This window comes from Nonomuraea rhodomycinica, assembly GCF_013363995.1.
GTDB classification, from domain to species: domain Bacteria; phylum Actinomycetota; class Actinomycetes; order Streptosporangiales; family Streptosporangiaceae; genus Nonomuraea; species Nonomuraea rhodomycinica.
This window is the reverse complement of record NZ_JABWGO010000006.1, coordinates 32,113-52,975: the sequence shown is the minus strand read 5'-3', so window position 1 is coordinate 52,975 and position 20,863 is coordinate 32,113. Positions and strand designations below refer to the sequence as shown.

Genomic DNA, 20,863 nt, shown 5'->3' with positions numbered 1-20,863 from the left:
CGCGGGGCAGCCGCCCTCTCCACGCGACACCGGCCCGCGACACCGGCCCACGGCGCGTCCCCACGGGCCGTCACCGCGGGCCGGTCACTGCGGGCGGTCACCGCAGGCCGTCGCTGCTGCCCATCGCCACGGGCCGTCGCCACAGACCGTCGCCACGGGCGGTCGCTGCGGGCCGTCACCCGGTCCGTCGCCACGGGCCGTCCCCACGGGCCGACGACACAGGCCGTCCCCACGGGCCGGCGCCGCGTATCGCTCAGCTAGCGGCTGCGTCGAGCAGGACGCGGGCCAGCTCGCGCGGCTGCGAGAACATCGGCCAGTGCCCCGTTTCCATCTCGACCAGCCGCCACCGGTCACCGCCCAGCAGCCGCGCCACATCAGGGCTCGGTTCGTCGCCGTCGAGCAGGCACTTGACGTACGTGGCCGGCAGTTCGCCGAGAGGCTTGGCCAGCACGGCCGGCTCGGTGAGCGTGGCGCCCGGATGGGGCGTCGAGCCGGTCACGATCCGGTCGATCTGCTCGTCGGTCAAACCCTGGCCCGCGTAGTCGGCCGCGGTCAGCGGCGCCCAGAAGCCGTCGTTGGCGGCGATGGAAGCCTCCACCGTCGCGCGCCCCTCCGGCGAGGGGGACACGAACGACTCGCCGTGGGCCGGCACGTTGGAGTCGACGAAGACGACGTGCGCCAGCCGGTCGCCGATGCGCTCGGCGGCCTGGCCGACCGGGATGCCCGAGTAGCTGTGGCCGACCAGGACGACCTCGCGCAGGTCGAGCCGCTCGACCTCGTCGACGATGTCCTGGACGTGGGTCTGCTGCCCGGCCGGCGCGCCCCGCTTCTCGGCGAGCCCGGACAGCGTCAACGGGTGCGCGCCGTGGCCCGCCGCGCGCAGCTCGGGCACCACGTCGTCCCAGGCCCATGCTCCGAGCCAAGCCCCTGCCACCAGTACGAATTCCGCCATAGGCGGCACGGTATCGGACCGCTCCGACAGTTACCGGCGCGCGGGCGGTGCCACCGTCACCGCGGCAGTGTCACGGTGGCCTCCAGGCCGCCGCCCGGCAGGGCGCTCAGCTCCAGCGTGCCGTGGTGGGCCTCGGCGATGGCGGCGACGATCGACAGGCCGAGGCCCAGGCCGTCGCCCATGGCCCGGCGGCCGGTCTCCAGGCGCTGGAACGGTTGCAGGAGCGTGTCCACCCGGCCCGGCGGGATCACGGGGCCGCTGTTGGAGACCCGGAGCACGGCCCGGCCGGCCTCCACGCCGGTGCTCACCCTGATCCAGCCGCCCGGGACGTTGTGCCGGGCGGCGTTGCCCAGGAGGTTCGCCACCAGCCGCTCGACCAGGGCTCGATCGCCGGCCGCCGGCGCGGGCCGAAGGTCCGCCTCCACCCGCGGGCCGGCCGCGAGCGGGGAGCGCGGCTCCGTCCCGGCGCGCGCGCCGGGGACGACGTCCCGCTCGTCGAGGGTCTGCCGGGTGACCTCCGCCAGGTCGAACGGCCCGCGCCGCTGCGGGCCCTGGCGGCTGCGGGCGAGCGTGAGCAGCGCCTCGATCAGCCGTTCCTGGTGTCTCCCGGCGGCGAGCAGCCGGTCCAGTACGGCCCGCAGCGCCGCGGCGTCGGCGTCCGGGTCGGCGAGCGCGACCTCGGCCATGGCCCGCTGCAACGTCAGCGGCGTGCGCAGCTCGTGGGAGGCGTTCGCGACGAACGCCCGCTGCGCCGTGAACGCCGACTCCAGCCGGTCCAGCAGCGCGTCGAACGTGTCGGCCAGCTCCTTGAGCTCGTCGTCCGGCCCGGTCGCGGCCAGCCGCCGGTCGAGCCGGTCGGCCGTGATGTGCCGGACGGTGGCCGTCATGCGGGCCAGCGGGCGCAGCACCCGCCCCGCCACGTACCAGCCGAGCGCTGTGGACGCGAACGCCATGACCGGCAGCGCCACGAGCGAGTTGACCAGGAGCCGGCGCAGCTCGGCGTCGCGCGGCGCGTCGGCCACCACCTCGGGCGGCACCGGGCCCGCCCCGCCCGGCGGCGCGGGGGCGGCGGGCGGGCGCCCGAACGGCGAGTACTCGACCAGCACGTAGAGGAGGGTGATCAGCGCCGTCCCGGCCAGCAGGAACAGCCCGGCGTAGAGCAGCGTCAGCCGCAGCCGCACGGACCACCGCGGCGGCCTCACGCGCCGGCCGGGATGCGGTAGCCGGCCTGCTGGACCGTCTCGATCAGCGGCGGGTCGCCGAGCTTGCGCCGCAGCCGGCTGACCGTGACCTTCACGGTCTGCGTGAACGGGTCGGCGAACTCGTCCCATGCCCGTTCCAGGAGTTGCTCGGCCGACACGACCGCGCCCCGCGCCGACAGCAGCAGCTCCAGCACCGCGAACTCCTTGGGGCTCAACGACAGCCGCCGCCCGTCGCGGGTGGCGGTCCGGGCGGCCGGGTCGAGGCGCAGGTCCCCGTGGACGAGCACCGGCGGCAGCGCGGGCTGCGAGCGCCTGGCCAGCGCCCTGATCCGGGCGACCAGCTCGGCGAACGCGAACGGCTTCGGCAGGTAGTCGTCGGCGCCGAGGGCCAGCCCGGTGACCCGGTCGTCGATGGTGCCGGCCGCGGTGAGCATGAGCACCCGCGCCGGGTGGCCCGCGCGGGCCAGCGACGCGCACACCTCGTCGCCGTGGACGCCCGGCAGGTCGCGGTCGAGGACGACGACGTCGTAGTGGTTCACGGCGGTGCGCTCCAGCGCCGCCCCGCCGTCGAGCGCCACGTCCACCGCCATGCCCTCCCGGCGCAGCCCGGCGGCGACCGTCCGGGCCAGTTCCTCGTGGTCTTCGACGATCAGCACCCTCATGGTGCAGCCAGCATGCCGCGCCACCGGTTACAGCGGGGTAACCGCCGGCGTTCCGGCCCGGTAACCGGGTCCTGTCTTCACTGGGTCCCATCGGTCGGGACAGGAGGACCACCATGATCAACAACACCACGCTCCGGGTCGGGATCATCGCCGCCGCCGTGTCCGTCGTGGCGGCGGTGGCGGCCTCGGCGGCGCCGCCGGGCCCCTCGGGCGGGGGCGGCAAGGCGTTCACCGCGTGCATGCGCGCCCACGGGCTGCCGGACTTCCCCGACACCGCGTTCTCGTCGGACGGGCTGGTCAGTCTGGAGGTCAAGGGCGAGGACGTCGACGTCCGGTCGGCGACGTACGGTGCGGCGGTGCGGGCCTGCGAGCCGCTGCTGCCCCACGGCGTACGGCCGCCCGGCGCTCCGGCCGCGCCCGCGGCTCCGGCCGCCCCCGTGCGCCCCTGAGCCTTCTCGCCGGGGACGTCACAGCCGCCGCCTTGACGCACCGTGGCGCGCCGACTCGCCGGACGACATCGCCGGCCTGCTGCCGGAGACCTTCACCACCGCGTGGAGGCGGCTCGGCGCGCATGGGGTCAGGCGCGGGCCCGTTCCACGGCGTCACGGAAGCGGGCGTAGGCGTCGATCTCCGCCTCCACCGGACGGAGCACGTACGCGGCGCCGACCTCCCCGACGGCGGCGTGCATGGCCTTGGCGGTACGGCGGGCACGACGCCGGCCGCCCACCCAGGCCGCCAGCCGGGACAGCAGCGCGACCACGACCCCCGTCAGCGCTCCCCCGACGAGCAGCACGGTCGGCCACGGCACCACCCCGAGCGTGGGCACCGGCAGCTCCGGCAGCCGCAGGTAGTCCAGCCCGAACAGCACGCCGAGCCAGAGCGCGCCCACCACCATCGTGGCGAACACCAGCCACTGCACCGTCCCGACGGCCTTCCACCAGCGGGGCGGCCGGACGGCCTGGACGGACGTCCGGCCCACGGCCCGGTCCACGGCGTCGGCCAGCTCGCCGGAGCGCGCCCGCGCCGCGCGCCGCACGGCCCCCTCCCAGGGGCCGGGCAGCCCGGTCGCGGCGGCCTCGCCGACGTCGCGGATCGCGGTCTCGACCCGCGCCTTCTGCACGGCGGAGGCGGCGGGCAGGGACGTACGGCCCACGATCTCCTGACCCTCGCCACGCGGAGCGGGAGTCCCGGCGGCGTGCGCTCCGCCTCGCGGGACGCGCGTCCCGGCGGCGGGCGCCCCACCTCGGGGGGCGGGGGTCCCTGCGGCGGGCGCCCCACTTCGCGGGGCGGGGGTCCCGGGGGCGGGCGTCCCGCCTCGCGCGACGATCGCGCCTCCCGCGCCCGGGGTGCCGCCGCTCGTGCCGTTCCGAGTGCCGGTGCTCACGCCCATGCCGAGGCGGAGGCGGCGCAGGGGGTCGGGTCTGAGGCGGCGGATCCACCGGGTGACCGGCCAGCCGGTGGCGACCACGGCCCGGTGCCGGTGTCCCTTCGCCACGGCCTCCAGCACGAGCGGCACCCCGGCCGCCTCCTCCAGCGCCACCGTGAGCCGTCGCCCCAGCCGCGCCGAGACGTCCCTGCCCGAGGGCGCCTCCGGCAGCTCGGCCGAACGTGTGATCTCCCTTCCCGCCGCCAGCACCCCGGCCCGCCCACCAGGCCGCCCTTCCTCCCGGGCCCGCGCCGCTGAGGCCGTCCCCCCGGAGGGCTCGCCGCCCGGTTCCCGAGACACCCCGGCACGCGGCGCGCCGGACACGGCTGTCGGGCCGGACACGGCCGTCGGGCCGTTCGCCGCCCCGGCGCCCGCGCCACCCGCCGCAGGAGCGACGGAGACGCCCTCATCCCTGCTGCCACGCGCCCGGTCCTCGCCCGAAGCCGGCTCCCCGGACGCGGAGCCCTGCCCACCTGCGGCGCCCGCAGGGCTCCGCGAGATCCTGTCCCCCGTCGTCGCGCGCGTCCCGCCGCCACCTGTGTCCCGCGTCCCCGGCCCCGTCGCCCCCGGCCCCGTCGCCCCCGGCCCCGTCGTCCCCGGTACGTCGGCAGAGAGCGGCGCCGGGACGGGAGGGGCGTTCGGCGCGAGGACGGGGACCTCCGGAGGGCTGACCGAAGCGGCCGCCAGGAGGTCGGCGGCGGTGGTGACGTCGGCCGCCAGGCGGGCCGCCCAGGCGCGCCGGTCGGCGACGCGCCCCGCCAGCAGCGTGCGCAGCTCCGCCAGGCCTCTGCCCGTACGGGCCGAGGTGGCGAGCACGGGCACGCCCTTCAGACCGTCGTCGTCCAGCAGGCGCCGCACGTCGCCGAGGCAGCGGTCCACCGCGTCGGGCGGCAGCCGGTCGGCGTGGTTGAGCGCCACCACCATCACGTCGCGGTGCCCGGACAGCGGGCGCAGGTAGCGCTCGTGGAGTGCCGCGTCGGCGTACTTCTGCGGGTCCAGGACCCACACCAGCAGGTCCACCAGCTCGACCAGGCGGTCCACCTCCAGGCGGTGGCCGAGCTGGATGGAGTCGTGGTCGGGAAGGTCCAGGAGGACGAGTCCGGACAGGTCGGGGTCCGCCGGAGAGCCCCCCTCCGAAGGGCCGCCCGTCTGGTGGCGGGTGAAGACGTCCAGCCAGTCCAGGAGCGGGCCCGCGGCGCCCGCGCCGCCGTCCCACACCGCCGCCTGCACCGCCGACGTCGTCGGCCGCGTGACGCCCACCGCCGCCACCTCGGCCCCCGCCAGCGCGTTGAACAGCGACGACTTCCCGCTCCCCGTGGCCCCGGCCAGGGCGACGACCGTGTGCTCGGCCGACAGCCTGCGGCGCGCCCCGGCCCGCTCGGCCACGCCGCGCGCGGACTCCACCGCGCCGTCCGGCAGCCGTCCCTCGGCCAGCGTGGCGGCCTCCAGCAGGGCCTCCAGCCGGGAGTCCAGCGACGGCCCCTCCTTGCGGCGCAGCAGCCTCATCCCCCGCCCCCCGACGAACCCGGCCGCGAAACCCCCGGCGCGTCCGGGAGTTCCGTGCGGTGCGCGCGCACCGCGCCCGCCGCCTCCAGCAGGGCGTCCGCCGTGCCCGGCGGCGGCTCGATCGGCTCCAGCAGCGCCGTGTACCGGGCCGCCTCCTCGTCCGTCAGCGCCCGCACCCGCTCCCGCAGGTCCTCCCGCGCCCGGACCGTCAGCGTCCGCACCGCCTGGTCACCGAAGATCGCCTCCAGCAGCTTCTGCGACAGCACGCTCGTGCCGCCCGCGATGCCCACCTCGATGCCGGTCAGCCCGCCCGTCGAGGCGAACACCGCCAGCATGATCAGCAAGCCCGCCCCGTTCACCCCGAACGACGCCAGCCGCGCCGTGGTCCGCCGCTCCGAGCCTTCCTGCCGTACGAGGTCCATCACGAACTCCTGCCACCCCCGCACCGCCGCCTCGGCCCGCTTGCCCAGGTCCGGCGAGGCGCGGCCGAGCCGGGCGGCCTCGACGGCGCCGATCCGCTCGATGATCCCGGGCCCGCCGGGCGCGGCGGACCAGCCGTCCAGCGCCCGCTCGGCGGCGGCGTCGGCGGCGCCCCTGATCAGCGTCTCCACCCCGCTCTCCAGCGCGTCGCGCAGCTCGGCGGCGGGCACGCGGCCGGTGAAGAACGACACGACCCGGTCGCGCAGCCAGCCCACCCGGCTCTCCAGCGAGCGCATGAGGTCACCGGTGCCGATGAAGTCCTGCCAGCGGGCCAGCACCTCGCCGCGCAGCAGCGACCCGTCGCGCATGCCCTCGTCGAAGTCGGCCATCGCGCCCGCGTACGCCCCCGACACGATGGAGCGCAGCCCGTCGAAGCCCGCCTGCTGCCGCCGCACGGCCTCGGCCAGCTCGGGCACCCGGGCCGCGAGGCTGTCGAGCGCCCCGGACAGCGTCTGCCGCACGACCCGGGCCCGTTCGGCGGCGTCGTCGGCCAGCCCGGCCAGCCAGGCGGCGATGGGCGCGACGAGCGGGGCGGGCAGCCGCGCCTTCTCCGAGGGCAGCGCCGCCTCCGGCACGGTGAACAGGCGGGTGCCGTCGAGCCCGTTGGCGACGAGGAGGCGTTCGAGGTCCCGGGTGACCGGCTCGGCGGCCTCCGAGGGCACCCGGTCGAGGACGACGGCCAGCGCGGTGCTGCGCTCCCGGGCCAGGCGCAGGAAGCTCCACGGCACCTCGTCGGCGTAGCGGGCGGCGGTCGTGACGAACAGCCACAGGTCGGCGGCGGCGAGCAGCTGCGCGGCGAGCTCCCGGTTGGCGGTCACCACGGAGTCGATGTCGGGGGCGTCCAGCAGGGCCAGCCCGGCCCCGAGCGCGTCAGAGGTGACGACGCGCAACGCCCCGGCCGTCCCCTGACCGGCGCCGCCGGCCCGCGACAGTCCGGGCAGCACGTTCGGGCCCATGAACCAGTCGCGGTCCGCCGGGCTGGCCACGAGCGTCGGCACGAGCGTGGTGGGCCGCAGCACGCCGGGCTCGGCCACGTCCGCCCCGACCAGCGAGTTGACCAGCGTGGACTTGCCCGCCCCGGTGGAGCCGCCCACCACGGCGAGCAGCGGCGCGTCGATCGCGCGCAGGCGCGGCAGGAGGTAGTCGTCGAGCTGTCCGGTCAGCTCCCTGAGCAGCCGGCGGTCCTCCTCGGCACGGCCGATGGCCAGCGGGAACAGCTCGCCGTCGAGCCGGCGCCGCAGCGCCTCCAGCGCACCTGGCAGGTCCATGTCCTGAAACTAGCCCGCAGGCGGCTCCCTAAGCACATATCCGACGCTCCGTAGCGTGTGGATCAGCCGCGGCTCGATGGCGTCGACCTTGCGCCGCAGGTAGGAGACGTACGACTCGACCACGCCGGCGTCGCCGCCGAAGTCGTAGTTCCACACGTGGTCGAGGATCTGCGCCTTGGACAGCACCCGCCCGGCGTTGGACATGAAGTAGTGCAGCAGCTTGAACTCGGTCGGCGACAGCCGCACCGGCTTCCCGGCCCGCCACACCTCGCGCGCGTGCTCGTCGAGCTCCAGGTCGGCGACCTTCAACCGGGTGGCGGGGGCGTTCTCGCCGCGGGTGCGGCGCAGCACCGCGCGGATGCGGGCCTGCACCTCCTCCAGGCTGAACGGCTTGGTGACGTAGTCGTCGCCCACGCCGAGCCCGGCGATCTTGTCCTCGGTGGCGTCGCGGGCGGTGAGGAACAGCACGGGGGCGGTGATCCGCCTGGCCACCTCGAACCCGTCGAGGTCGGGCAGCATCACGTCGAGCACGACGAGGTCGGGCGAGGCGCGTTCGGCCACCTCGACGGCCTCGTAGCCGTCGGCGGCGGTCAGCACCTCGAACCCGGAGAAGCGCAGGCTGGCGGACAGCAGGTCCCTGATGCTGGGCTCGTCGTCCACCACCATGATCAACGCTTCGGGTGTGGTCACCTCCATAGCGTTACCCAGGGAGCTGAGGAATAGCTGAAGGGTCACTCCAAGGCGAGTGGGAGTTCGACGCGGAAGGTGCAGCCCGCGCCGAGCGCGGTGGTCAGCGTCACGGTTCCGCCGTGGGCCTGGACGAGGGCCTGCACGATGGCGAGGCCCAGGCCGCTGCCCCGGTCGTCGCCGGCCCGCCGCCGCGAGCGGGCGCTGTCGGCCCGGTAGAAGCGCTCGAAGACCCGCTCGGCCTGCTCGGGCGGGAGCCCGGGGCCCTTGTCGGCGACCTCCAGGAACAGGGTCTCCTCGCCGGCGCCGACGCGGATGGTGACCGGGGCGCCCTGGTCGGTGTGGACGAGGGCGTTGGTGACCAGGTTGCCGATGACCTGGCGCAGGCGCACCTCGTCGCCGGAGACGATGAGGGCGGCGCCGCCGACGACGTCGAGGGTGATCAGCCGGTCGGGCTGCAGGATGCGGGCGTCGTGGACGGCGTCGGCGGCCAGCGCCAGCATGTCCACCGGCCGCATGCTGAGGGGGCGCTGCTGGTCGACGCGGGCGAGCAGCAGCAGGTCGTCAACGAGCAGGCTCATCCGGCCGGCCGCCTTCTCCACGCGCTGCATGAGTTCGGCGGGGTCGGCGCCGGGGTTCTGCCGGGCGTACTCGGCGAAGCCGCGGATGGAGGTGAGGGGCGTGCGCAGCTCATGGGAGGCGTCGCCGACGAACTGGCGCATGCGGTCCTCGGAGCGGCGCGCCGCCGCCTCGGAGGCCGAGCGGGCGGCGAACGCGGCCTCGATCTGCGCCAGCATGCCGTTGAGCGAACGGGCCAGGCGGCCCACCTCGGTACGCGGGTCGCCGTCGGGCACGCGCCGGCCCAGCTCGCCGGCGGCGATGGCCTCGGCGGTGCGCTCGATCTGGATCAGCGGCCGCATGCTGGCCCGCACGCTGGTGACGCCCACGACGGTGAGGATGAGCAGGATGCCGCCGCCGCCGAGCAGCTCGATGAGGCCGAGCCGGCGGGTGATCTCGTCCACCTCGGTCAGGTCGGCGGCCACGACGAACGCGCCGTACGGGGTCTCGGTGTGCAGCACCCGCCACTCGCCCTCGCCGTTGGCGGCCTTGGCGGTGTGGATGCCGGGGCCGGGCGAGGAGGGCAGCACCGGCTTGGACTTGAAGTCCACGTCGCGGTCGATCTGGAGCGGCTGGTAGCGGCCGCTCTTGTCGCGTACCAGGACGATCGTGTCGGACTCGATGAGGATCGGCTTGTCGCCGACCTTGCGCCCCTTCTCGCGCCGCTGGTGGTCGTACTCCAGCTTCTTCTGCATGCGGACGGCGACCAGGTTGACCTGGCCGTCCACCCGGTCGAGCAGGTAGCCGTGCAGGACCGAGACGCTGACCAGGCCGATGAAGGTGAGGCCGAGCGCGAGCAGCGCCAGCATCGCGGCGATCAGCTTGATCCTGAGCGGCAGCCGCGCCATCAGGGACTCGGTGGCAGGCGCAGGACGTAGCCGACGCCCCGCAGCGTGTGGATGAGCCGCGGGCTCCGGTTGTCGATCTTGCGGCGGAGCACCGACACGTACGACTCGACGATGCCGACCTCGCCCCTGAAGTCGTAGTCCCAGACGTGGTCGAGGATCTGCGGCTTGGACAGGACCCGGCCCGCGTTGGTCATGAAGTAGCGCAGCAGCTTGAACTCGGTGGGCGAGAGCGGGACCGCGGTGCCGCCGCGCCACACCTCGTGGCTCTCCTCGTCGAGCTCGATGTCGGCGAAGGTGAGCCGGGGCGGCGGCGCGGGGCCGTCGCCGGTCGTGCGGCGCAGCACCGCGTGGATGCGGGCCACCACCTCTTCGAGGCTGAACGGCTTGGTCACGTAGTCGTCGCCGCCGAGGGTGAGCCCGCGGATCTTGTCCTCGGTCTCGTCGCGGGCGGTGAGGAACACCACGGGGGTGTGCGTCCCGCCGCCGCGCAGCCGCTGCACGATCTCGAACCCGTCGAGGTCGGGCAGCATGACGTCGAGCACGATGAGGTCCGGCCGGTGCCGCTGCACGGCGGCGACGGCGTCGTGGCCGCTCTTGGCCGTGGTCACGTCGAACCCCGCGAACCTCAGGCTCGCGGCGAGGAGTTCGAGGATGTTGGGGTCGTCCTCGACGATCAGCAGGCGCGCTTCCATCACCTCCAAGGATGCACTCATCGGACGGGTGCTGGGACAAGTGCGGTGATATGCCGGGCGATCGCCAGGCTGGACGTGGCCGCCGGAGAGGGCGCGTTGCGGACGAGCACCACCCTGCCGGCCACGTCCACGGCGAAGTCGTCGACCAGGCGGCCGTCCCTGGTCACGGCCTGGGCGCGCACGCCGCCCTCGGCCCGGCGCAGGTCCTCGGCGGTCAGCTCGGGCACGTAGCGCCGGGCCGCCTTGAGGAAGGCGCGCTTGGCGAGCGAGCCGTAGATCTCCCTGAGGCCGGTGCGCCAGTGCCGTCCGGCCATCCGGACCGTGCCCGGCCAGCCGACGATCCGCCGCAGGTCGCGCACGTCGCGCCGGCGGTAGCCCTCGTAGGCGAGGGCCAGCACGGCGTTCGGCCCGACGAGCACCTCGCCGCCGATGTGCCGGGTCAGGTGGACCCCGAGGAACGGGTAGCGCGGGTCGGGCACCGGGTAGATCAGGCCGCGCACCAGGTCACGGGCGGGTTCGGCGAGCTCGTAGTACTCGCCGCGGAACGGCACGATCCTGATGTCGCCCCGGCGGCCGGTCATCGCGGCGACCGCGTCGGTGCCGAGCCCGGCGCAGACCACCAGCCGGTCGAAGGCGAAGCGCCGCCCGCCCGCGATCACCTCCACGCCCGAGGCGGTCTCCCGGATCGCGCGGACCGGGTGCTCCAGCCGTACGGACCCGCCCTGCTCCTCCACGTCGAGCGCGAGGCGGCGGGCGATCGCCGGGAAGTCGGTGATCGCCGTGTGCGGCGAGTGGACGGCGCCGACGCCTACGGCGTGCGGCTCGATCTCGCGCAGGCCGAGCGCGTCGAGCTCGGCGATGCCGGGCACGCCGTTGGCCCGCGCCCGCTCGGCCAGCGCCTTCAGCAGCGGCCGCTCGGCGCGGGTGCTCGCCACGACGAGCTTGCCGACCTCCTCGTACGGCAGCGCGTGCCGGGCGCAGTAGTCCTTGAGCAGCGCCACGCCCTCGCGGCACAGCCGGGCCTTGAGCGAGCCGGGCGGGTAGTAGATGCCGGCGTGGACCACGCCGCTGTTGTGTCCCGTCTGGTGGGCCGCGACCCGGCTCTCCTTCTCCAGCACGGTCACCTCGGCGCCCCGGACCGTGGCCAGCTCGCGGGCGACCGCCAGGCCGACGATGCCGGCGCCGACGATGCCAATCTTCTCCGTCACGGCGACAGTCTGCCGATTTCCCACCGATCCAGGTGCCCTTCCGCACACAGCCACCGCAATGTATCCGAAACGGTGTCTTCCACTGGACGCAAGGTGACGCCGAGCGCCTTCAGCGCGGGGCTGTCGTCGGTGGGGACCATGGTGAGCATGATGTCGGCGGCGTCGCGGGTCAGCGGGTAGGCGACGGGGGCGCCGAGGGCCTTGGCGCCGTCGAGGGCGGTCGCGACCGCGCGCAGCAGGACGGGGGGCAGCCGGTACGTGCGGACCCGGCGGCCGGTCAGGCCGGCGCACAGCGCGGCCAGCTCCGCCCAGGTCCTGAAATGTCCGCCGATGAGGTAGCGGCGTGCGCCCTGCCCGGCCGTGAAACAGCGCGCCAGCGCCACCGCCAGGTCGCGCACGTCCAGGACGCCCACCCCGCCCGGGATCACCGGCCAGCCGGAGCGCGTGCCCGCCCGGAAACCCTCGTTGAGCGCGTCCAGCCGGGGCTGGCCGGGCCCGAGCAGGCCGCCGGGGTAGACGATCGTCACGCCGCCGAGGCCGCGCGCGTGGCGCTCGCCCTCGGCCTTCGAGCGGCCGTACGCGTTGCGCGGGACGGCCAGGGGGCTGTCGGGGGTGATGCGCGGCCCGGCCGGCGGGACGAACACCGCCACCGTGGACACGTGCACGACCGGGTCGAGCCCCAGTTCCACGGCCTGGTCGAGGACGTTGCGCAGGCCGACGACGTTCGAGCCGCGCAGGTCGGCGCCGTGCCCGGTGACGCCCATGTCGGCGGCGGCGTGCAGCACGGCGTCGCAGCTCTTGAGCGCGTCGCGGACGGCGGCGGCGTCGCGGATGTCGGCCCGGTGCAGCGGCCAGGCGGCGCCGGGCGCCCCCGCCCCCGCGAGGGACCGCGCGGCCTTGGCCGGGTCCCTGACGAGGAGGTGCGGCTCGTGCCCGGCCTCGGCGAGGGCGACGGCGGCGTGCGCTCCGACGAACCCGGAGGCACCGGTGACCAGCACGCGCATGCTGGCAACCTAGCGCTCACTTGGTTGCCGGGCAACGGCCCGCGCGGAACGGCACGCGCGCTGGGCCGCCGGCTCTGGAGAGCGCCGTGCTGCCGGCTCCGGGCGGCGCCGTGCTACCGGCTCTGGAGGGCGGTCTCCTCCAGGCCGAGCTCCTTCAGGATGACCGTCCTCGCCTCCCGATGCCGGGCGGCCGCGGCCGGATCCCGCTCGTCGAGCACGATCGCGATCCCCTCGTGGGCCTGCGCCTTCTCGTACCGGTAGCCCAGTCTCGGGGCCAGCTCCAGCGCCTCCCGGTGCAGCCGCAGGGCCTCCTCGGGCAGGCCCGCGAGCCGGCAGGTCTCGCCGTACCCGTTGAGGAAGCGGAGCTTCCAGTGCTCCTCGAACAGCTCGTCCAGCAGCGCGAAAGCCTCCCGGTGGCTGGCCAGCGCCTCGTCGTAGCGGCCCATCTGCCGCAGCGCGACGCCCAGGCAGTTGAGGCACCACGCCTGGTTGTTCAGGTGCCCGTCCTCGCGGGCCAGCGCGAGCGCCCGGTGCAGGTGCTCCGTCGCCTCCTCGGGCTCCTCGCGGGCGATGGCCACGCCGAGGATGATCCGGGCCGTCAGGGTGGGTGGCCAGGCGGGGTCGCCGTGCGGGATGTCCAGCACCTCCCGGGCCAGCCGCGCCGCCTCCTCGCGGTGTCCGAGCTGGAGCATCGCCCAGCCCTCCGCCGCCGCCGCGTGGGCGGCGCCCGTCACGCTCCCGGCCTCGTCGTACAGCTCCCCCGCCAGCCGGAAGAGTTCGAGCGGCTCCTCGACACGGCCCTCGTCCCAGCTCAGGTAGCCGCGCCGGACGGCCAGCTCGGCCTCCGCGCGGAGGTCGCGCGCCTGGGACAGCAGGCGTCCGGCCGCCTCGTACGCGGCGGCGGCCTCCGCCGTCCGGCCCGCGTTGTAGCGGGCGAAGCCCAGGTCGCTGTGCGCCTCGGCCAGCCGCAGCGGGTCGCCCAGGCGCTCGGCGGCGGCCAGCGACCGCTCGAACAGGACGTTGAGATGCGTCGTGCCGCAGCGCCGCGCGAAGTACGCCCGCAGGAAGCGCGGCAGCTCGGACACGTGCGCGTCGGCCCCGATCGCGGCCGCCGTCTCGAAGACGCCGATCAGGTTCGCGTACTCCGCGACGAACCAGGCCAGGGCCGCGTTCTTGTCCGCGAAGCGCGGCAGCTCGGCCGGGGGCCGTCCCGCCGAGGGCGCCCGGCCGGCCGAGACGAACGGCATCGCGGCGTCGGCGGCGGCCGCCGCGTGCACGTAGTAGTCGAGCACCCGGCCCAGCGCCCGCTCGCGCTCGGCGGCCGAGTCCTGATCCGCGGTGGCCTGGCGCGCGTGCTGGTGCACCAGGTCGTGCAGCCGGTAGCGGCCGGGGGTCGGCTGCTGGACGAGGTGCGCGTCGAGCAGGTCCTCCAGCGTCGCCCGCGCGGTGCGCACCGGTATGTCCGCCAGCGCGGCCGCCACGTACTCGTCGAAGGACGCCCCGGGCAGCAGGCCGAGCAGCCGGAACAGGCGGGCCTGGGCCCGGTCCAGCTGCCGCACGGACATGGCGAGCGCGGTGTCGAACTCGCTCGCCCCCTCCGCCATGCGCTCGACGAGGATGCCCACGGTCCAGCCCGGCCGGTGCCGCAGCCGGGCCGCCGCCAGGCGCAGGGCCAGCGGCAGATGGCCGCACAGCCGCAGCACCTCGGCGGTGGCCTCGGGGTCTCGGGACAGCCGGCCGTCGGGGCCGCTGGGGTCGCCGCTGGCGCGGGCCAGCAGCTGCGCGCTCTCCTCCGGGGTCAGCACGTCGAGCGACACCGGAGGCACCTCCTCCAGGCCCAGCAGCCGGTTGCGGCTCGTGATCAGGGCGACGGAGGGGCCGGCGCCGGGCAGCAGCGGGCGGAGCTGGTCGGCGTCGGCGGCGTTGTCGAGGACCACGACGACGCGACGGCGGGCCAGCTCCGACCGCCAGCAGGCGGCGAGCTGTTCGAGGCCGTCCTGCGGGACCCTCTCGGACGGGACGTCGAGCGCGCCGAGCAGCATCCGCAGCGCGGAGTCGGGATCGAGCGGCGGCCGGCCCTCGGTGAACCCGTGCAGGTCCACGTAGAGCTGGGCGTCCGGGTAGCGGTCGGCGAGCCGGTGCGCGGCGTGCACCGCCAGGCAGCTCTTGCCCACGCCCGCCATGCCGTCGATCGCGACGACCCGGTGGCTGTCCACCGCGGCGAGCACGGCGGCGAGCTGGGCCTCGCGGCCGGTGAAGTCGGGCACGTCGCGCGGCAGGTCGTTGCGGGGCTGCGGCGGGACCAGGCGGCTGGCCTTCGGCGGCGCTGGCAAGGGGTCGGACGCGCGTTCCCACAGGGGACGCAGCGGGCGGGGGTCGCGCTTGACGAGGCGGCAGAGCGCGATCACCGTGGACCAGGGAGGCACGGTCTGGCCGTTGAGGTAGCGCGACAGCGACGAGGAGCTGAGGCCGGCGTCCCTGGCCAGGGCCCGGACGCCGAGCCCGGACAGGTTCTGGAGCACGCGCAACCGGGCGGCCAGCTCCTCCTGCGGGTCAGTCTGTGCCGTCCGCTGTCGCGTGTCCACCGCACTCCGCCCTTCTGTCCCATGTCGCCGGGATTTTCCCGGGCCAGGTTATCGCTGGTCAAGGTCGTGCCAGGTGTCCCACGGTGTCCCATCGCCGTGGTCGTGGCGAGCCCGTTCGGCTGTCATGGAGTCACGCCCCGAACGGAACGGAACGGGGCGCCGACCGAAGAGGAGCGACCGACGTGCAGTCTCGCATGCAGAACCCCGCGTTCGTCCTGCCGGGCGCGATGCAGCCGATCCAGGACATCTTCAAGGCCGTGCACTCCGGCGGGGTCGACGGGCAGACGCTGGAGCTGGTGCACCTGCGGGTGAGCCAGATCAACGGGTGCAGCGCCTGCGTCGACGCCGGCGCCAAGACGGCCCGCAAGGCCGGAGTGAGCGACGAGCGGCTGGCCACGGTCGCCGCCTGGCGCGAGGCCCCCTACTTCACCGAGCCGGAGCGGGCCGCCCTCGCGCTGGCCGAGGCCGCGACGCGGCTGGCCGACCGGCCGGACCCGGTGAACGACGAGGTGTGGGACAGGGCCGCCACCTACTTCGACGAGAAGCAGCTCGCCGCGATCGTCATGATGATCGGCGTCACCAACCTGTTCAACCGGCTCAACGCCACGACGCGCCAGATCGCCGGCGCCTGGGGCTGACCGGGCTCCCGCCTCGGCATCCCCACCAGCACTCCTTAGCATGACGTTGTCCCCCATCCAGCCACGTACCGGAAGGACCCCGCGATGACCAAGAAGACCGACGCCACGGCCGAGACGTTCACGGACGAGGAGCGCGCCGCGATGAAGGAGCGCGCCAAGGAGCTGCGGGCGTCCTCCCGCCGCGCCTCGGCCGCCGAGAAGGCGGCGGAGGAGGAGGCCGCCGTGGTGGCGAAGATCGCCGAGATGGACGACCCGGACGACCGGTTCATGGCCGAGCGGATCCACGCCGTGATCAAGGAGAACGCGCCGCACCTCGCGCCGAAGCTCTGGTACGGGATGCCCGCGTACGCCAGGGACGGCAAGATCGTCTGCTTCTTCCAGCCCTCCCGGAAGTTCAAGACCCGCTACGCCACGCTCGGCTTCAACGACCCGGCGAAGCTCGACGAGGGCGCCATGTGGCCGACCGCCTACGCCCTGACCGAGGTGACCGCCGCCGAGGAGGCGCGGATCGCCGAGCTCGTGAAGCGGGCGGCGGGCTGAACCGCCGGGGCGACGCGGCCGGACCGGTCCAATCGAACGTGAGTACGATGGACTCATGTACCTGCCGCCGGAGTGGCCGGCCGAGGTCCGCCCGCCCAGCGTGCCCGACTGGGAGACCTCGGCGGTGGCCTGGCTCCTCGACGCCGTCCCGCCCGACTACCGCGCGTACGAGGTCCTCAAGCGCCATCCGATCGCCCTGGCCAGGATGGCGATCCACCACGTGAACGCCGACGTCGAAGCCGCCCGCGCGGGATACCGCAGCGCGGCGGTGGAGCTCAAGGGCCATCTCCCGCCGCACGCCGTCGAGGCGGTGCTCGACGTCTACCGCGCGGAGGGACCACGCCTGGTCCGGCTGGCCCGCGCCATCGCCGTCGTCGAGCGGGCCCTGCGCGGCGACATGTTCACCGCCACGATGCGCCACCACCGCTGAGGCCGCTCCGGCCGGTCAGCGGGTACGCCGGGCGATGTAGGCGATCACGCCGGTCGCCCCCGCGGCGGCTGCCAGCCAGATGAGCACGTCGCGCACCGTTAAGCCGCGCTCCGCGCCGCCGCCCGACGCCTCCGGCCGGGGCGAGGCCGTGCGGGCCGCCCGCCCCGACGCCCTGGCGCTCGGCGTCGCGGACGGCCGCGCCGACGCCTTGACGCCGCGCAGCGCCTCCGCCGGGAGCGGCACCCGGTAGACCGGGCTCGACACCCCCTCGCTGCCCACCAGCACGGCCCGGCCGTCGGCCGTGTACGTGATCGACTCGGCCTGGTCGAGCTCCGGCATCGACATCCTGGTGATCATGTCGCCGGCCGGCCGGTAGACGGTGGCCGAGAAGTAGGTGCGGATCACGTACGAGGAGCCGTCGGGCGCGTACGCGGCGTCGGTGGCCATCAGCGGCGCGGCGGCCACCTTGCGCAGCACGTTCACCCGGCCGGTGCGCAGCTTGGCCGGGGCGGCGTACACCGACCCGGCGAACTCCTTGGACACCACGTACAGCCGCCCGGTGACCGGGTGCACCATGAGGCCCTCGGCGTTGCGGGCGCCGTCCTCGTAGCGGAACCGGTAGCGGACCGCGGGCAGCGTGGCGTCCCGCAGGGTCTCCGGCTCCGTCACCTTGTAGACCGACACGTCGGGCCACGCGCCGTCGAGGTTGTCGCCGATGTCGGCGAACCAGAGCACCCCGCGCCCGGTCGCCGGGTCCTTGGTGGCGGCCATCGCCTCCCAGTCGCGTGCCTGCGCCCCGCTCACGTGGAACGTCGCCCGGGTGCGCCCGTCGCCGTCCACCGCGTAGAAGATCGGCGCGGCGGAGCTGTCGTTGTGCGTGTAGTAGACGCCGTCGTGCGTCGGCGACAGCGCCAGGCCGCTCGACTCGGTGATCCTCTTGTCCTTGAACCGGAACAGCCGCTCCCCCACGTCGTCGGCCGCCGAGCGCGGCCGCCCCGTCCCCCCGGCCGCCGCGGGCGCCGCGAGGCCGCCCAGCACCGCGCATGTCACCGCGGCCGTCATGACCGCGCGTCTCAGGTCCCCCACGCCGCCATCATGCCTCAACCGCCACCTTTCCGACCTGAGCGCTGTGCCGGCGGAAACCCGTGCCTTGGAGGACGACCAGGACGAGGTTGGTCACGGCCAGCGCCGTCCACAGCCCGGTGATCCCCCAGGTCGCGGCCACCGGCACGGCGGCGAGCACCATGAGCCCGTAGCCGGCGGCGAAGTAGAGCATGCTGGCCCCCGACTTCTTCAGCGCGGTCAGCCCGATGCCCTGCACGGCCTGCGCGCCGTCGGCGGCCGAGGCGAGCAGCATGAGCGGCAGCAGCTCGCCCGCCCGCTCCCGTACGGCGGGGTCGTCGGTGAACGCCGCGAGCACCGGGTCACGCAGGACGAACAGCACGAGCGCGCCCACGGCCGTGCCACCGAGCGCGACCAGCGCCGCGATCCGGTTGGCGCGCCGCGCCCCGGCGGGGTCCTCCGCGCGGGCCACCTCCGGCACCGACGCCTGCGCCACGGACAGCGAGGCCAGCATGATGAGGCCGGTGAGCGTGCTGAGCACGGCGTGGGCGGCGGCGTCCCGGGCGCTGGTCGTGCTCGCGGCGAAGGTGACGACGCCGAGCCCGCCGAACTTGATCAGCACCGTGGCGGCCAGCGGCAGGCTCACCCGGCCCAGCTCGGCGATCCGGGCGGGCCGGGGCCGGGCCTGGCCCACCCGTACGCCGATGGCGCGCCGCAGGCAGAGGTTGGCCACCACCACACCGACGACCCCCCACGACAACCACGCGACGCCCACCCCGGGCAGGCCGAGGCGCGGCACCAGGACGAGCGCGCAGCCGGCCATCACGGCGGTGCCCGCGAGGCTGGACCAGAGCACCTCCCGGCTGCGGCCGAGCGCGACGAGCACGATGGTGGCGCCGCCGCTGGAGGCGTACACCAGCAGGTAGAGGGCGAGCAGCCAGGGCAGCGGGCCCAGCTCGGCGACCACCTCCGGGGGCACGCCCGTGAGCCGGGCGAGCGGGGGCACCGCGAGGACGGCCAGCGCGCCGGCCGTGCCGACGAGGAGGGTGAGCCAGCGGGCGTCGCGCAGGACGGGGACGGCGCGGGCGGGCTCGTCGCGGTGGGGCGCGACGAACGGCGCCAGGCCGCGCAGCGCCCCCGCGACGGCGGCGGTGGCGGGGTTGAGCACGGCGGTCATGACCGCGAAGGCCGCCAGCGTGACCGTGGCGTGCCGGCCGAGCACCGAGGTGACGACGAGGGTGCCGATCATTCCGGTCACCATCGAAAGGAAGAGGGGGACCGCCGATTTGATGATCACCGCGCCCACCCGCGTCACCCTACTAGCCTGGAGTGCGCTCCAGGTATTTAGCCTGAGACGTATGGATTATGTGAACCTCGGACGTAGCGGGCTCAAGGTCAGCCCGCTCTGCCTCGGCACGATGAACTTCGGTCCCGCGACCAGCGAGGAGGACTCCTTCGCGATCATGGACCGGGCTCACGAGCTGGGCATCAACTTCTTCGACACGGCCAACGTGTACGGGTGGAAGAAGGGCGAGGGGGTCACCGAGCGGATCATCGGCAACTGGTTCGCCAAGGGCGGCGGGCGCCGGGAGAAGACGGTCATCGCGACCAAGCTCTACGGCTCGATGGGCGACTGGCCCAACGACGACAAGCTCTCCGCGCTCAACATCCGCCGCGCCTGCGACGCCTCGCTCAAGCGCATGCAGACCGACTACATCGACGTCTACCAGGCTCACCACGTCGACCGGGACACCCCGTTCGAGGAGTTCTGGGAGGCCATGGAGATCCTGCGCCAGCAGGGCAAGATCCTCTACGTCGGGTCGTCCAACTTCGCCGGCTGGCACATCGCCAAGGCCCAGGAGACCGCGGCCCGCCGCAACACGCTCGGCCTGGTCAGCGAGCAGAGCCACTACAACCTGCTCACCCGCGCGGTCGAGCTGGAGGTGCTGCCGGCCTGCGAGGACTACGGCCTCGGCGTCATCCCGTGGAGCCCGCTCGGCGGCGGGCTGCTCGGCGGCGTGCTCCGCAAGATCGACAAGGGCCGCTCGGCCAGCGACCACATGGTCAAGCAGCTGGAGAAGCACCGCGACGCGATCGAGCAGTACGAGAAGTTCTGCGACGAGCTGGGCGAGGAGCCGGCGAACGTGGCGCTGGCCTGGCTGCTGACCCGGCCCGCGGTCACCGCGCCGATCATCGGCCCGCGCACGATCGAGCAGCTCGACGGCAGCCTGCGGACGCTGGAGATCAAGCTGGACGAGCAGGCGCTGGCGCGCCTGGACGAGCTGTTCCCCGGCCACCGCACCGCGCCGGAGGACTACGCCTGGTAGACGGGACGGCCCGCGGCGTCCACCCGCTGCGGGCCACTCCCCTCCCCGGCGAACGGTCCGTGCGGGGGCGTCAGCGGAGCAGGGCGCCGATGACGACGATCAGCAGCAGGAGGCCGAGCACGGTCGGCAGCAGCCAGGAGCGAGGACGGTCCACGCCTTGGAGCCTAATCGGGCCGCGAGGGTGCCAGCGCCCACTCCCCCAGTGACTCGTACCTCACCTGGGGCCCGGTGTGGCTGCGCACCAGGCGGACCGCCTCGGCCCGCCAGGGCGTCCCGCTGAAGCCCGACAGCGACTCGACGAGCGGGCGCAGATCCGTCTCCGCCCGCGACCGGGCCAGCGTGAGGTGCGGGTGGAAGCGCTTGTCGTCCACCTGCGCCGCCCCGGCCCGGCGGGCGCCGGCCCTGACCGAGTCGGCCAGCCGGTGCATGGGGTCGCCGGAGACGGCCGCCCAGAAGACCCGGGCCCGCCGTACGGACGAGAACGCCCCGAACCCGGTGAAGGCCAGGTTCAGGGCGTGGTGGCGGTGGACGGCGCGGGCGAGGCGCGTCTCCAGCTCGGGCAGCGCCGCCTCGGGCACCTCACCGAAGAAGCCCAGCGTGATGTGCCAGGTGGCGCGGTCCGGCCAGCGCAGCCCGGGCACCTCGCCGACGTGCGGCGCGATGGCGCGTTCGAGCTCGTCGAGCGCCTCGGCGGGCGGCACCACGGCCGCGAAGAGCCTCATGCCATC

19 protein-coding genes are annotated in these 20,863 nt (G+C 74.9%); 5 read left to right on the top strand and 14 right to left on the bottom strand.

Translation table 11 applies throughout. The features are described from left to right. Positions 1-253: 253 nt before the first annotated feature. From HT134_RS24235 to HT134_RS24225, 3 genes are read right to left on the bottom strand one after another with little or no spacing between them, the layout of a single operon-like run. Positions 254-952: an alpha/beta fold hydrolase gene (locus HT134_RS24235; protein ID WP_175602755.1), complete on the bottom strand. Its 699-nt coding sequence runs from the start codon at positions 950-952 to the stop codon at positions 254-256. Positions 953-1,008: 56 nt separating this feature from the next. After that, positions 1,009-2,133, bottom strand: coding sequence for a sensor histidine kinase (locus tag HT134_RS24230; RefSeq protein WP_175602715.1), 1,125 nt, complete (start codon positions 2,131-2,133; stop codon positions 1,009-1,011). Between the two features lie 17 nt (positions 2,134-2,150). After that, positions 2,151-2,816, bottom strand: a complete 666-nt coding sequence (locus HT134_RS24225) for a response regulator transcription factor (RefSeq protein ID WP_175602754.1) — start codon at positions 2,814-2,816, stop codon at positions 2,151-2,153. Between the two features lie 113 nt (positions 2,817-2,929). On the opposite strand from HT134_RS24225, the gene HT134_RS24220 reads away from it, so the two are divergent. Further along, positions 2,930-3,265 carry a hypothetical protein gene (locus HT134_RS24220; protein ID WP_175602753.1) on the top strand — a complete coding sequence of 112 codons (336 nt, stop codon included), beginning with the start codon at positions 2,930-2,932 and terminating at the stop codon, positions 3,263-3,265. 128 nt (positions 3,266-3,393) lie between these two features. On the opposite strand, the gene HT134_RS45905 is transcribed toward HT134_RS24220, so the two are convergent. From HT134_RS45905 to HT134_RS24180, 8 genes are all read right to left on the bottom strand, one after another. Then, positions 3,394-5,748, bottom strand: a complete 2,355-nt coding sequence (locus HT134_RS45905; protein WP_246365268.1) for a YfjP family GTPase — start codon at positions 5,746-5,748, stop codon at positions 3,394-3,396. Continuing rightward, entirely contained in the window at positions 5,745-7,496 is a 1,752-nt protein-coding gene (locus HT134_RS24210; protein ID WP_246365265.1) for an ABC transporter, read from the bottom strand. The genes HT134_RS45905 and HT134_RS24210 overlap by 4 nt, the downstream gene beginning before the upstream one ends. A gap of 9 nt (positions 7,497-7,505) precedes the next feature. Beyond that, entirely contained in the window at positions 7,506-8,192 is a 687-nt protein-coding gene (locus tag HT134_RS24205; protein ID WP_175602752.1) for a response regulator transcription factor, read from the bottom strand. Between the two features lie 35 nt (positions 8,193-8,227). Next, positions 8,228-9,649, bottom strand: coding sequence for a sensor histidine kinase (locus tag HT134_RS24200; RefSeq protein ID WP_175602751.1), 1,422 nt, complete (start codon positions 9,647-9,649; stop codon positions 8,228-8,230). Further along, complete coding sequence (locus tag HT134_RS24195; protein ID WP_235995810.1) at positions 9,649-10,341, bottom strand: response regulator transcription factor; 693 nt, start codon at positions 10,339-10,341, stop codon at positions 9,649-9,651. The genes HT134_RS24200 and HT134_RS24195 overlap by 1 nt, the downstream gene beginning before the upstream one ends. Positions 10,342-10,358: 17 nt before the next feature. After that, on the bottom strand, positions 10,359-11,549 hold the full coding sequence (gene lhgD / locus HT134_RS24190; protein ID WP_312888381.1) for an L-2-hydroxyglutarate dehydrogenase: 1,191 nt from the start codon (positions 11,547-11,549) through the stop codon (positions 10,359-10,361). Further along, the gene (locus HT134_RS24185) at positions 11,546-12,553 is read right to left on the bottom strand and encodes an NAD-dependent epimerase/dehydratase family protein (protein ID WP_175602748.1); all 1,008 of its coding nucleotides are present in this window, start codon (positions 12,551-12,553) and stop codon (positions 11,546-11,548) included. Before HT134_RS24185 ends, lhgD begins: the two co-directional genes overlap by 4 nt. Positions 12,554-12,666: 113 nt before the next feature. Next, entirely contained in the window at positions 12,667-15,138 is a 2,472-nt protein-coding gene (locus HT134_RS24180) for an XRE family transcriptional regulator (protein WP_175602747.1), read from the bottom strand. Positions 15,139-15,320: 182 nt separating this feature from the next. Here HT134_RS24180 and HT134_RS24175 point away from each other — a divergent pair, with 182 nt between their 5' ends. The 3 genes from HT134_RS24175 (at position 15,321) to HT134_RS24165 (ending at position 16,746) form a co-directional block, all read left to right on the top strand. Further along, entirely contained in the window at positions 15,321-15,776 is a 456-nt protein-coding gene (locus HT134_RS24175) for a carboxymuconolactone decarboxylase family protein (RefSeq protein ID WP_175602746.1), read from the top strand. An 84-nt stretch (positions 15,777-15,860) separates the two neighbouring features. Next, positions 15,861-16,316 carry an iron chaperone gene (locus HT134_RS24170; protein WP_175602745.1) on the top strand — a complete coding sequence of 152 codons (456 nt, stop codon included), beginning with the start codon at positions 15,861-15,863 and terminating at the stop codon, positions 16,314-16,316. 55 nt (positions 16,317-16,371) lie between these two features. Next, positions 16,372-16,746 carry a hypothetical protein gene (locus HT134_RS24165; RefSeq protein ID WP_175602744.1) on the top strand — a complete coding sequence of 125 codons (375 nt, stop codon included), beginning with the start codon at positions 16,372-16,374 and terminating at the stop codon, positions 16,744-16,746. A 15-nt stretch (positions 16,747-16,761) separates the two neighbouring features. Here the strand turns inward: HT134_RS24165 and HT134_RS24160 are convergent, their stop codons facing one another. Further along, the gene (locus tag HT134_RS24160; RefSeq protein ID WP_175602743.1) at positions 16,762-17,832 is read right to left on the bottom strand and encodes a YjiK family protein; all 1,071 of its coding nucleotides are present in this window, start codon (positions 17,830-17,832) and stop codon (positions 16,762-16,764) included. A gap of 7 nt (positions 17,833-17,839) precedes the next feature. Continuing rightward, positions 17,840-19,057: an MATE family efflux transporter gene (locus HT134_RS24155; RefSeq protein WP_175602742.1), complete on the bottom strand. Its 1,218-nt coding sequence runs from the start codon at positions 19,055-19,057 to the stop codon at positions 17,840-17,842. A gap of 109 nt (positions 19,058-19,166) precedes the next feature. Here HT134_RS24155 and HT134_RS24150 point away from each other — a divergent pair, with 109 nt between their 5' ends. Continuing rightward, positions 19,167-20,135, top strand: coding sequence for an aldo/keto reductase (locus HT134_RS24150; RefSeq protein WP_175602741.1), 969 nt, complete (start codon positions 19,167-19,169; stop codon positions 20,133-20,135). A 164-nt stretch (positions 20,136-20,299) separates the two neighbouring features. On the opposite strand, the gene thpR is transcribed toward HT134_RS24150, so the two are convergent. After that, positions 20,300-20,857: an RNA 2',3'-cyclic phosphodiesterase gene (thpR, locus tag HT134_RS24145; RefSeq protein WP_175602740.1), complete on the bottom strand. Its 558-nt coding sequence runs from the start codon at positions 20,855-20,857 to the stop codon at positions 20,300-20,302. Positions 20,858-20,863 lie beyond the last annotated feature (6 nt).